The following is a 12909-nucleotide window of genomic DNA, read 5'->3' on the forward strand; positions in this document are numbered from 1 at the left end:
CACTTTCCGTTCAATAGCGGCCTCAAGCCCCTGCTCTACAAATCTTTTTTTTAAGTGCTCAAGGCTACGAGTGGTCACTCCCAAGGCTTCAGCGACCTTAGCGACAACCCACTTGGGGCCATGTTCTCCTGCGTCGAGAAGGAGCAATGCACGCCCGTAAAGCACAGTACGCGCAGCCCTTTTTCCCTTAGATGATATTGCCTCAAGCTCAGCTCGTTCTTCCTGGGTCAGTGTCACTTTGTAGCGCGGCGCCATTCCTTCTCCTTCTTAGTGAAGAGAGAATAGCCTATTGCAATACAAATGCGAAGACTTAAATTTTACGATGTACTAGGCGCGTACGCCAAATGGCGCAGAAATATAATTTGTACTGAATAGTACTTAGTGCCAGAGTGCACGGATAGGAAAAGACTATACACAGATTACCCTTGACGAAGGGCCACATAGGAAAGACGGGGGCAGGCCGGGAAATCGCCTTTCCGACATGGTTGTTGTCACGCTATCCGCACAGCACTTTTACCCGATTGACGATCCCCTGGTTGAATTTTAATATTCATTAAGAAGCTCCCTCCGTCCGGGAAATACCAGAATCGGCCGGAGCGTAGGCGGTATTGGGGTTAACCCCCAAGGCCGCCATCTTCGTTTTTCACCTCGTCAAAAACCTCACTCCCCGTTTCTCCGATGGACTTCCCTGCATTCGCTGGTCATGCACGCCGGTTCTCCAATTTTTGACTCACAACGTTATTCAGGAAAAAACTCGGTAAAGGTACTTTCATCATGCCCAGGATCTTCCACAGGCTTTGAGTATATTAGCTTAATGTTGGATGGGAGAATTTTTCGGAACTTTTGGGTCAAATCAAGACCTTTTATATGAAAAGCATCCCAGTCAAAGGCTTTGTCTGAATATTCATTTTCAAAAGACGTTACCCACGTATTAAAATCGTTCTGAAGCTGCGTATCCATCTCGAATCCTAATTCATCAAAGTCCGCCCCCGTCGCATCAGCGACATTACCGCCAATGGGCGGATACTGGGAACCATTTTCTGTAAACCATCCCCAAGGGCCAGAACCAAAATCAGCCATCACAGTAAATACTGGCTGAGCGTTTCTCATTTCGTGAAGGTACTTATCGAGAGTTTGAGACCTCAAATCAGGACAGATCTCTTCTGCATTCTTTTCTGGGCATGCTCTTTTGTCATAAAAGCTTTTCTCATCTTTCGGTATAAATAAGATAGCTTCATACAAACTTTTAATCAGACTATACTTGCTAACATAGGCGTCAATTGGCTTATCGACATCATGATAGTAGGCATGAATCGTCAATCTAACGTGACCAAAACAACGATCATACGCCGTTAGACTTGTGTACATTCCTTCCTCATCAATCATTACTCTTGCCGATCGATTGGAGTATATCTCTTCCATCCAGCCAATCAAATCATGTAGAGGATCAGACGCATTGCTGCATTGGATTGTATGCTCTTGTTCATCAACTTTGAACATCAATGCCCACCCAGCATTTATCTTGCCAACAGAGATGGAGAAATCCTTAGCCGCTTTCGGACGGTTTGGAGACTCTGGAATGAGTTCGCTAGGAGCCCTCCAACATTCATGAACGGAATCGAAAGCCCATCCATGGTTGAAAGCCATTATAGGCAAAAGCGAATCATCCACCTTGGGGTTGCCGTTTTCATCTCTCGTACAGCATAATCCTTGCGTTATCTCGCGAACCTCCAAAATTCGCATATCCCTTTGCTCAAGTTCTTGAATCACCTCTTTATAGGACGTGGGCCATTCTGCAAGAATCCAACCGTCTTTATCTTCAAAACGGACGCCAAACATGGTCACTGGATAAAACTTTTTATCTTCCATAATTTGGACGCCTATCCAGAAAAAGACTGAGTTCGTCGCCCAATCGTCGCGACTTCAATTCCACCTCAACATCCTTGATCGCGATGTCCGTCAAAACCATAGGAAAACCTCCAGACATTAGAATGATAACCGTTTTCCAGGTCAGAAAAATGTTACCCTGAAGACTGCTCAGATGTTACTCAGAATGTCAACATCCTCCCCAGGATGTTGGCCCCCCTCCATTGACGCTCACAACCGGCAACACTATGGTTTTGGTGTCCGCAGACTCGACTTGACCACCGGAAAGGCCCACCGGGGACCGACCATAGTGGGGGGCAATGGGGGACAAGGTCGCCCCCCCCAAGTTGAGTATGAAGCAAGCCTTGCGGGGTTCCCTCCTTGGACAATTTGAGCCCTCTTGATTGGAACCACGCGAGGCTTTTTATGTACGGTAACCGTACTTTCCTATTGAATATCCCGTCCCCTTACATTCTAACCAACTTGTTGGGAGATCGGGAAGGCTGTGGCCAGCGGGCTGACTCTGCGGTACGATCATGAAAGCCAGTTCATTACCGACGACTTTCAACGTGAGAGTGCGTTTCTTGGGATCAAAGATTCAGCGTCTTACGTTCGGGGGGATTACCGTGGATAGGATTGCGCAATTTTAGAGGGACAACTGTCCCCCAAAAACTGGACGGCTACAAGCCCCAGGCTTTGCCTCCATTTTTGATTATAGAACCCCAGAAATCCAATTCCCTTCTGGCTTTTTTGAAATTTGATATTAATTGATTCTTTAATACCATATTACGCATAGCTTAAAGCTGTACAATCTACATGGAAAATCAAGGCATTACTGCAACACCAATCTTGCTGATGGCAAGAAATACCACTAAAAAAACGACGTGACATTTCATGAAAAAATATTTCCCCATTTTTCTCGCATTAAGCATTGTGACAAGTTCTATATTTCCAAATATTGCCCCATCTACAACAAAAAGCATTTCGACTCTTGCGGGACACATTCGCTCGACTTTGGATGAGCAGTTTGCTCTTGTCTGGGCATCACTCGCTTTCTTGCATTCCTGGAAAATCGATCCTACAGCCCCTCGAGGCATTCGGAATAACAACCCCGGAAATATACGCCATACAAAACGCGAATGGCTTGGCGAATGTCGCGGCGATGACCCAGCTTTCAAGACATTTATTAGCCCAACCTATGGTATACGTGCCATGGCAAAACTTCTTCGGAACTATCAACGTGTCCACGGACTCCTTAAGCTTAACGAAATGATTTCTCGCTGGGCTCCCCCGAATGAAAACAACACACGCGCCTATATAAAATTCGTGTCGCGCCAGTCCGGAATTGCGCCTCATGCTCGTGTAAAGAGAAAAGATTTCCCTAAAGTTATTGCGGCTATGATCAGTATGGAAAACGGTCAACAACCGTATGGTGACGAGATGATTCTTGAGGCATGCGACTTAGCACGAATCTCGTAAGACAATTCACGCAAATCTGCTCTGAACTCAAAAGACAGGAAAACAACATTCATTCCGACAACAACGAGCTGTCTCCAGGCAGCTCGTTGTTGTATTATGCAAATCCTATTGCAAAACAAGCAGCATAACAATTGGAGTTATTGAGGTCGAAGAATCTTGCGCTGCATATGCTGCCAAAGCTTGCGCATTATCCCCTGTGACCTCTGTCGACGGTGGCATCGCCGGTTGGTTGATGGCCCAAAACATCACCCCGCCATAATTGTTGGTTTTGATATAGTCGATGACCTGTTTATCGACATCCATCCCTTCCCATACTCCACCGGCCATCTGACCACCGGGCTCAAATCCCATAACAATTTTGGATTGCGAGACATATTGCCTGAAAAAGCCGAGGACCATTGCATAATTAGCGAGAGAAAAAGCGCCCTGCGCTCCCAAATCTTCAGGAGGAGCATCGTACATCATGACATTAACCCAATCGACGGTGTTGTCGAGCGAAGACCCGGCATCTACAAGGGCTTGGACGACATCAATCCCCTCTCCATCTGTGTTGAATTGTATGACAGAACTCGGTCTCGTACTGTCGTCCCAAAACGCGTTGAGGCGCGTCGTATACCCAATCAACTTATCATGCAGACCGTTTTCATCCAGCGCCTTTCGAAGGACTGGAAATATCTTTCCCAAGACATGACGCTGCTGGTCCTTAATATCCGAATTTTCACTGAGATGCTCCCAGTCGAAATCAATCCCGTCTCCGGTAAGACTGAGGAGCTTGACGCAATAATCGACAAATGCCTGTATTTGGTCATCGCTGATCGTCCGCGTCAGGTCCGACCAGCCGCCAATTGCCCAAATAAATTTCTTCCCGTCGGCATGACATGAATCGATCATGGCTTGAATCTTTAGACGTTGCCAATTGTTAGGATTTTCCCATTCTGGAACGGTTGGTGTCATAACATCAATAACATCCGCTGCTGTCATACTTTCATAAATGGACTCACCATCCCATTGTTGGTTGGGCGGATTATCTGGATTGGGAGATTTCGCCAATGTTAAGAAGGAATAGTACACGAGAGTAAATGGCGCAAAGTCATTTGCATAATACGCAGCTTCGGAAGTGCTTTCACTCCCTGGGTGAAGAGCATTATTCCAGTTCTCCCAGTAGCCGCCAATCATGATATTGTTTGCCCACGCTCTCGTATGCGGAAGAAGTAAACAGCAAGCAATCAACAAAATGCCGCCCAATATTTGAGAAAAATATTTCATAATAGCTCACTTTTAATGAAGTTCTGATACAAATTGAAAGCTCCTTCTGAACTCAATCTGAAAAGGTTGAGCAGTCTTGGCTACTATATAATATCTTCATAGAGGCATGGTCCAGAGGACACGATAATTTTTATGATGAAGCTGAAATACAAACATATTGAAAGCACTGAATTAAAATATGGATATCTATTGTGAGGAGCGTGATGAAACTGAGTCACCAGAGAGTAATATTCGGAATATACGTGAGAAAAACCATGCCCATCCAGTCATACCAATACTGCATGCACGTTACGAGACTTTACGCAGCAATGAAAAGGACGTGAAATCTGGCACTGACGAGTGTCATCGACAATGAAGATAGACATAACAATGCTCAGACTGATGGTGCCGAAATTACGTAGCATTGTAAGCTTGATCAGACACCACCATCACAATATCGTCAAGCTACCATCTGCCAAGCTTTAAACATTAAATCATACTAGGCCCAGGCTTTGCTTCCGTCTTTTATATAGAGGTGCAATTTTCCACATTTGTATTTGATATTTCAAGTTGTTTCGTGAAACAATGAAATCTATTGCTTGCATACACCACCATACCCCATCGGTCAGACGCAAACCACCCCAGTCTAATAACTACCCCAAGGAGAATATAGCATGCTTGTCGCACGAATGAAGATCACAACAATTCTTCTCGTAATTCTATGCAGCCTGAGCATATCGAGGCCGGCGTTTGCTGAAGGGGAATGGCGATTTCCCGGAGAATTCGAAGCCCAGGAACTGGTTTGGATGGGATGGCTTTCCAAAGAATATATCAAGGGATTCGATACCGACGCTGTGCTTTTGGAAATGGCCGAAAATATTTCCAAACACGTCAAACTGCGTATCTGCGTACCGAACAAAAAACAAAAGGATCATGTGCTCTCACTGCTTAAAAAGTACGAAGTGGACCAATCTAACATTTCCTTTTACGTAGCGCCGTTTAGCATGCTCTACTGGCGCGACTTTGGCCCCATTTTTACAGTCAATGCAGCGGGCCAAAAAAGCATTGCGGACTTTAATTTCAACTGCTGGGGCTATTTTCCCGATACGGACACCCAAGCCAGAATGATGGAGCGTGTCGACCGCGATGCTGCTAAGGCTGTGGGCCTCCCTTCTCGCATGACCCGACTGGTGAGTGAAGGAGGAGATCGGGAACTCAATGGCAAGGGAACCATCTTAGTAACTGAGGCCTGCGAGTTTCAACGCAACCCCAACCTCTCGCGAGAGGATATCGAACATGAATTTGCCGAAATGCTAGGTGCGACCAACGTCATTTGGCTCAAAAAAGGCACAGTGGATGATGATCCCTACAATACCAGCACGTTGCCCGGTCCGGACGGTAAAGGCGTGGCTTACCGCAGTGCGGCGGCCAATAACCACGTGGATGAATACTGCCGGTTTATCACGCCGAACACCATTCTCTTGGCTGAAGTCAGCGAGAAGGAAGCGGCCAAAGGGCCGGTGGAACGCGAGAATCGTCGACGCATGGAAGAAAACTACGAGATTCTTAAGAAGGCCCGCGACCAAGACGGCAAGCCATTCAAAATAATCCGCATCCCTATGCCCGAAACCCTTTTCTTCACGGCCAAGCCAGACGACGAAGCGTACTTCGGTCTCATGTCTTATCCCGCGTACACGGACGGCACCACTTTCCCTTTTGGCAAACCGGTGACGGTGATTCCGGCACAGAGCTACTGCAACTTCCTGATCACCAATGGATTGGTTTTGGCACAGAAGTATTGGATGGAGGGTATGCCCGAATCTGTCAAAAAGAAGGATGAAGAGGCGCTCGCAGTCCTTAAGAACGCTTTTTCCGACCGCGAAGTCGTGGCTATCAACACTTTGGGCATCAATTTTGGCGGTGGCGGTATCCACTGCTCCACACAACAGGAGCCAGCAGGGAAGCAGTAGCTCTCACTTGGCATCGCTGGTTTGGCCGCACACACAATCAAGTAGGGGGATTCCTCGCGGTTTCCCCCTCTCACACCACCGGGCATACCTGCTCGGTACCACGGCGGTTCTTCTTCACTTGTAACTCCAGATACTTTCCTTCCAAACTCATAAGACCTTGCTTTTCAAACCACTCATCAATCCGTCGAAATTGGGTGAAGCCCCATCGCAAGTACTCTCTTCGGCCGCAATGCAGGTTGGCAGGCATCACGCGATCAAATTTCTCTTATACGCCGGCTCCTGACTCTGAGGAAAGCTTGCCAGTTGCTCATCCTCAAGACCTAGAAAGAATCTAAGCAAGCCTCGTGTCGGACGTCCTCTTAGTTTCTAGCGTTTATTCTGGACCCTTTATGGATTATAAAGTAAACGTATCAGAGTATCATTATGTTAGCTCCATAAATAGGAATAAAAAAGATAACAAAATTATCTCAATTTGTTGTGTAAACTTCCAGACGAGATACGTAAACAAAGCAGAAAAGCCCAAGCGATGTTTCTTATTCACTGGCATAAAATAGGAGAGTTGGATCATCCACAACATAAAAAGAGGTAAGCATGGCAGGATATTCCCGACTTGGCAGGGTGGTCAACGTTGCGCTTATGACCGATGACTTGGACAAAGCGAAATCCTTCTACGCTGGACTGGCGGGTTGGACCTATAAGGATCAGAAAGCTCCCTTTGGCAACGATGTTGCCTTGGCTTTTTTTAACAACGCAGCAGTAGCCAGCATCATTGCCTTCCCTGAGAACAGACATCCAGAGGCTCAGCCGGTGTGGCGAATCGCCATAGCAGTGGAAGACGTGGACGAAACAGCAGCAAAAGTGAAAGAACTCGGTGGCGAAGTCGTTCAACAACCTACTGGCGAAGGTGCTCATAGGTATTGTCTTATTCGGGATCCACAGGGCAACTTTATCGCCTTGACCCCAGCCGACACATCAAACGCGCACAAGCAGGACAACGAAGACCTGGTAAACCAAATGCAGCATATGCGTAATATCGCTGGCTAGCCCCACGGGTGGCTACTGATGAGTGTTCCATAACTTCTTTTGTACGGAGCCGACGTGCTATTCAGAGGAGAGGAATACGTTGCAAACAAACGCTGGTGCGGCTCCACGCCTCGCTATGCGGAGCCAAACGAGGTATTGGAACTGTTTGAGACTGACCTTCTCGCCATTGGCGTGGTCAGGAGAGGATTTTACACTGGGCTTGCCGGGTTGGGCGTGCCATGCGCTGCTGTACATCGCCATCAAGGAAGGGCTCCAGGCCCATCGTACGGCAAGGGTCTAACCAGAGAGCAGGCCATGGTTTCGGCCGGAATGGAGGCGATTGAGCGCGCTGCAGCAGAGGTCTACGACGGTCCTGTGCTCAAAGCGTCCTATAGGGAACTCTGCACGTCCCACCCTATGATTCGGCAAGACCAGCTTCTTTTGACGAAACAGTCTTTCTTCCATCCACACCTGGAATTAGAATGGGGGTTGGGCTGGGATATCGTCAACCAGGAGGAAGTTCCTGTCCCGCTGGACATGATTATTTTCGGCGGATACCACCGACCAAGCTCTCTCTTCACCTTTGAGTCCACCACCAACGGCCTCGCTGCAGGCGTTGTTCTGGCCGAAGCCGCCGTTCAGGCCGTGGCGGAACTTGTCGAGCGCGACGGGCTGAAACTACACAAGTTTTTGTCGATACAGCGAAACAGCTATTTTCCCCTTCGCAAGGTGAAAATGGCGGCCATTGATCATCCTCTTGTGCTTGGCGTCATCGATGCTTGTGCTAGCCACGGGGCCAATTGCACGCTTTTTGATTGCAGTGTGGACACACAGGTTCCCATCTATACTGCCATTATTTATGACACCTCCCAGTGCCCTCCGCTGATCGTCCAAGGTTTCGGAGCCAGCCTGAATCCGGACTTGGCCATGCTCAGAGCCCTGACCGAGGCGGCTTTGGCCGCTGTGGAAAACAATCAAGGAACCCGTCAAACGTCCGGGCCGGATATGCTTTTCATGAAGCAAGTGCTAACCTACGACAGCTATTTCGAGGCGCTGGACTCCATGCCCGAAATCGTCTCGCCCAAGACATGGCAGGATTGCGCTACAGATACATTCCATGGAGACTTGGATATCTACATTCAGCGGATGCAAGCAGTGGGGGTGGAGCGGGTATTGCTGTTTGACATGAGTCGCCCAGGACTCAAAACGAAGGTTGTACGCGCCATCGCCCCTGGCTTGGAAGGATTGCATAATTTTAATTTCTGCCGCTATGGAAAACGTTCGGCGTTATACGCAAAGAGCCAGTTGCCATGAACACCTTCGTTTTTCTCGGGCCAAGTCTGCCGCGTCAAGAGGCTCAGGCCTTGCTTGCTGCTCATTACCAGCCTCCTGCTGGGCAAGGCGATGTCTTGAGTTTATTGCAAACCCGCAGTCCTGACGCCATCGTGATAATTGATCTCGACCCCAATCGATTTACTCTTTGGGCTGTGGAACTTATCCACGCTCTTGAAATTGGCGTCAGGGTCTACGGTGCCGGTGCCGGCGCGCTCTTGGCTGCCGAACTCCAGCAGTTCGGGGCTAGTGGCGTTGGACAAACTTTCTCAAGCGTCATGGCGGGCCAACTTTTAGACGACGACTTTGTCTACTGCGCTCATCACCCGGAACAAGATGGCTTCGCTCGTCTCTCCGAGCCCATGGTCAACCTGCAGGAGACGCTTAAACAGACAGAGACTCTTTCTCCCGACGAACGAACGCTTATTCTGGCTGCCGCTCAAAAGCTACCGTTCCGAAATCGAACCCTGGAGCGCGTGGTCGTCGCTTCCAAGGAAGCCGGACTTGCTCGCCAGACGGCCAAAGGACTCGCCCTTCAGCTTCGACAGGGCTATGTTGACGTGATGGCGAATGACGCCAGAGCGCTTCTCGTCAGAGTCGCTCAAGAACAACCTGTCAAAGGCGAGGCCAAGAGTCATCTCGAAAGGCAAACTTTACATTTTTGTCCCGATATGTACGCCCGCGTTCAGCGTCGAGGTGCTGAGGTTTCCTTCACTGAAATAGCCGCTCATGCAGTGCTAAACGACGAACGGTTCTGGTGGTTGTCCCTCAGTGCTTTTAACCAAGCAGCCGTTGCCGCCATGGCCGAGCATTTCAAAATGTCCGTCACCGAAGCTGAGCAGTCTGTAGAGCGTACACGCTTTTTGTCTGAGCGCGGGCTTTCCGAAGCGAAGCTCTCGGACTGGCTCCGCGACAATGACATGCGCCAAGACGAATTCGACGCTTTGATGCAGCAGATGACCCTGTGTCGCAAAATGCAGGCGTGGTTTCTGAGTGCTAAGCCCGAGACACGCGGTGTGCGGGAGCTTATGAACCAGTTTCGAATTACGGGTCTCTACGCGGAGCTAGCGGATGCCACGGCTCGGGAGAAGCGTTTGACCCAGGAAGCCGAGGCTCAAGCGTCTGCCCAGCATAAAATCAGTTTTACCGATGTCGGCAAAGCACTTCTGTCGCATTTTCAGAAGTTGGGGCGACCGTTGACAGTAAACCCCAAACAATGGCTGGAGAGCTGCGGTATGCCGGGGGCGTCTCTCGCTGTGGCGCTGTATCGAGCTGGGGTGCGTCAGGCAGCGGAGTTGGGTCGCAGATCAAAAGACGAAGGAAACGTCGAAAACAAACCCAAAAAGAAAGGAGGATGACGTGGGAATAGATAACGTAGGCAATGCAGGCAATTTCCCTCCCTCCATGGGGGCTATTGACCTTGAACAATCACAACAAGCGAATGATGCACAGCAAACTGAAGCGAGTTCGCCGCCTCCTCCCTCGTCGAACCGGGGGGATATTCGCTATAAGCTCCAAGACTCTCCATCGGAACAGTTTACCGTGGAATTTCATAAGCTTTCATCCGATGAACAGGTTGAGGTTGTGGAAAACATGGACCAAGCCACCAATCTGGCCGAAGCGTCCGGCTTATCCAAAGGAGCTGCCGAGCAGCACGTTAGACACGAAATAGCCCAATATGTACAGGAGGGCTATACCCCTCAACAAGCATCGGAAATGGTCAAGATGAAGGAGCGGGCGATCTTGAACACCATGTCTCTTCATGCAGGCTACGGATCCTATACTCCTCACCAAATCGTTGAACTGCGAAAACAAGCAACATCCTCTGTAAAAACAGCGTTCGATGTAGCCGCATTCGCAGCGAGCGGTTGTGGCCTAAAGCAGGTTCCGACACAAGCTCTCCACGCCGACTTGGTCCAGGCGATGAAGAACATTGCTCAAAACACTGGTGAGCAGGCCATAGGCTTTCGTAAATTCATGTTGGCGCTCACTCAGAATGGGAAATGGGCGGATGAGTCTCAAGTAGATGCAATAAACACTGGTGTTATGATTCTTTCTCCGTTGCAGAAAACGGGCATGCCGGACAAAGAAATTTACGCTATGCTTGGTGCGATGGGCGAAGCCATGCTCAAAGGTAAGCTGAGTTGGAATGGCACTTTGCATATGACGAAGGCAGTCATTCACGAGTATGAAAAACTCAAGAAAAATCCAAATATCAAAGATCCAGCGCAGGCTGCTGAAGATTTAGTCAAGATTGCCTGCAAACACCTGGACGGTAAAGACCCGAGTGAATCCGAGTGTAGCAAACTACTGGATGACTCCTTTAGCCAAATCAAAGAACATGCTCAAAAACAAGGGATAACGTTCGATCAAGCCGCGCACAGCATCATTTATAAAAGCGAATGCCTTCAACTGCTGGACGGAGCCAAGATAAACAAGAGTGAAGCGTTAAATTTGTATTCTCAGTTCACACAGCTGGCTTTTGAACTGGGCTTGCCCCCAGATCAAATAGACCAATGCGCCCAATATGGTTCGGAATATGTCGCCGTCATGGTCAAAATGGGCTACACTCCGCAAGAAGCAATGAAGATGTTTGAAGCTTCCCCCCTGCGGGAAAAATACAGTACGCTCGATAGGTTCAAGCTTCTTGCCATGCAGGCCAACTTTGTTGATATGGAAAAATCAATGGGGGGCAGCCCTCAAGAGGCAAGATCGTACTTTAACAAGGCCATCGCGCAAGGGAAAAACCCTCTCCAAGCCGCGCAAACAGTAATACAGCAGACCAAGGCCAAGTACACATATCTGCATAGCTTCACTTCTCAGATCAAAACAATTGCCGGTAAAGCGGGCGAAGAGTACTTCGTGAAAGAGTACGATACATTCGTCAATGAAGGTGTGTCGCCCAATAAGGCTGCTGGAGAGGCCTTACAGACTACACTGAACAAATTCCACGATGCCATCGAGGAGGACTTGAAAAAAGATATCCACGATGGTGCTGATAAAATTAAAAAAGCCTTTGACTGGTGTAAAAAGGCAATAAAAATCTCTAAAAAAGTGGATCAATTCTTGGATGACGTCGGAAAGCCTAAAGGCATGAGAAGCACTGACGTCAACAGCAACGCCGAAGACAGCGACGCCGATGACGATAACATTGGCGAAGGCGTTCTTGAGCATGGAGAAGATCTTGCCGATGTAGATTTTTCAGCTGCGGCGGATGGGCTACCCGTCGATGTTGCCAGTGAAGTTGGCATCGATATAGGCGAAACCAGCGTCGAGGCCGTTGCGGCTGCAGGCGCAGGCGAGGCCGCAGCAGAGATTGGTGTCGGATCTTTTGTCGATCTCCTTATTGACGCATTTGCGCTGGCTGCGTAGCGGCAAAAGAAAGACGCTTCCCTCAATGAAGAACAAAAGAGTTTTGGTCAGGCCGACTATTCAATAGCGCCTGGCCAAAATTTTCATACTTTGACTGGGCTCCTCGGTTCTATATCAAAAACAAGGGCAGGCCTGGAAATAACAAAAAAGGATCAACCTTTCGGACCATAAATGAAATGTGGCGTCCCCAAGGGGGTTTGAACCCCTGTTACCGGCGTGAAAGGCCAGTGTCCTAGGCCACTAGACGATGGGGACACATATATATGGTGGGCCGTGTTGGGCTCGAACCAACGACTCTCTGCTTAAAAGGCAGATACTCTACCGACTGAGTTAACGGCCCTCCGGAAAAAAAGGGACATCCTAAGATAACCCTTAAATTGGCTGTGGCGTCCCCAAGGGGGTTTGAACCCCTGTTACCGGCGTGAAAGGCCAGTGTCCTAGGCCACTAGACGATGGGGACGCATATATATGGTGGGCCGTGTTGGGCTCGAACCAACGACTCTCTGCTTAAAAGGCAGATACTCTACCGACTGAGTTAACGGCCCGTCCGAAGAAGAATGTGTTTATAGTCTGAGCTTTTGATTGTCAACATTTTTTTTGATTTTTTTCATTTTCCTCTATC

At 48.7% G+C, this 12909-nt stretch carries 8 protein-coding genes, 4 tRNA genes and 1 pseudogene; 6 read left to right on the plus strand and 7 right to left on the minus strand.

Features of this window, described 5'->3' with window-relative positions; all coding sequences use genetic code 11:
- Window positions 1-255 (minus strand): annotated as a pseudogene (locus tag G451_RS0115345) (helix-turn-helix domain-containing protein); the annotation flags it as partial.
- A gap of 483 nt (window positions 256-738) precedes the next feature.
- Window positions 739-1869, minus strand: a complete 1131-nt coding sequence (locus G451_RS0115350; RefSeq protein WP_027184957.1) for a hypothetical protein — start codon at window positions 1867-1869, stop codon at window positions 739-741.
- 891 nt (window positions 1870-2760) lie between these two features.
- Between G451_RS0115350 and G451_RS29705 the strand changes: the two genes are divergently transcribed.
- A complete protein-coding gene (locus tag G451_RS29705) occupies window positions 2761-3345 on the plus strand; it encodes a hypothetical protein (RefSeq protein WP_245587826.1) in 585 nt (194 codons plus the stop codon).
- Window positions 3346-3450: 105 nt separating this feature from the next.
- Here the strand turns inward: G451_RS29705 and G451_RS29710 are convergent, their stop codons facing one another.
- Window positions 3451-4611 carry a glycoside hydrolase family 18 protein gene (locus G451_RS29710; RefSeq protein WP_051261549.1) on the minus strand — a complete coding sequence of 387 codons (1161 nt, stop codon included), beginning with the start codon at window positions 4609-4611 and terminating at the stop codon, window positions 3451-3453.
- Window positions 4612-5264: 653 nt separating this feature from the next.
- Here G451_RS29710 and G451_RS0115370 point away from each other — a divergent pair.
- From G451_RS0115370 to G451_RS0115400, 5 genes are all read left to right on the plus strand, one after another.
- The gene (locus tag G451_RS0115370; RefSeq protein WP_245587827.1) at window positions 5265-6560 is read left to right on the plus strand and encodes an agmatine deiminase family protein; all 1296 of its coding nucleotides are present in this window, start codon (window positions 5265-5267) and stop codon (window positions 6558-6560) included.
- Window positions 6561-7151: 591 nt separating this feature from the next.
- Complete coding sequence (locus G451_RS29715; RefSeq protein ID WP_051261550.1) at window positions 7152-7604, plus strand: VOC family protein; 453 nt, start codon at window positions 7152-7154, stop codon at window positions 7602-7604.
- Window positions 7605-7658: 54 nt separating this feature from the next.
- Window positions 7659-8897, plus strand: a complete 1239-nt coding sequence (locus G451_RS0115390; RefSeq protein ID WP_169727886.1) for a YcaO-like family protein — start codon at window positions 7659-7661, stop codon at window positions 8895-8897.
- Complete coding sequence (locus G451_RS32920; protein WP_051261551.1) at window positions 8894-10273, plus strand: TfuA-like protein; 1380 nt, start codon at window positions 8894-8896, stop codon at window positions 10271-10273. The genes G451_RS0115390 and G451_RS32920 overlap by 4 nt, the downstream gene beginning before the upstream one ends.
- A gap of 1 nt (window position 10274) precedes the next feature.
- Window positions 10275-12287: a hypothetical protein gene (locus tag G451_RS0115400; protein WP_027184961.1), complete on the plus strand. Its 2013-nt coding sequence runs from the start codon at window positions 10275-10277 to the stop codon at window positions 12285-12287.
- 179 nt (window positions 12288-12466) lie between these two features.
- On the opposite strand, the gene G451_RS0115405 is transcribed toward G451_RS0115400, so the two are convergent.
- The 4 genes from G451_RS0115405 to G451_RS0115420 all read right to left on the minus strand — a co-directional run bounded on the left by G451_RS0115405 (window position 12467) and on the right by G451_RS0115420 (window position 12832).
- Window positions 12467-12542: transfer RNA gene (locus G451_RS0115405), tRNA-Glu, on the minus strand.
- 9 nt (window positions 12543-12551) lie between these two features.
- Window positions 12552-12627, minus strand: a tRNA-Lys gene (locus G451_RS0115410).
- A gap of 44 nt (window positions 12628-12671) precedes the next feature.
- Window positions 12672-12747 (minus strand) — tRNA-Glu (locus tag G451_RS0115415).
- Between the two features lie 9 nt (window positions 12748-12756).
- Window positions 12757-12832 (minus strand) — tRNA-Lys (locus G451_RS0115420).
- Window positions 12833-12909: the final 77 nt, after the last annotated feature.

The sequence above is a fragment of the Desulfovibrio inopinatus DSM 10711 genome (genome assembly GCF_000429305.1).
Lineage (GTDB): Bacteria > Desulfobacterota > Desulfovibrionia > Desulfovibrionales > Desulfovibrionaceae > Alteridesulfovibrio > Alteridesulfovibrio inopinatus.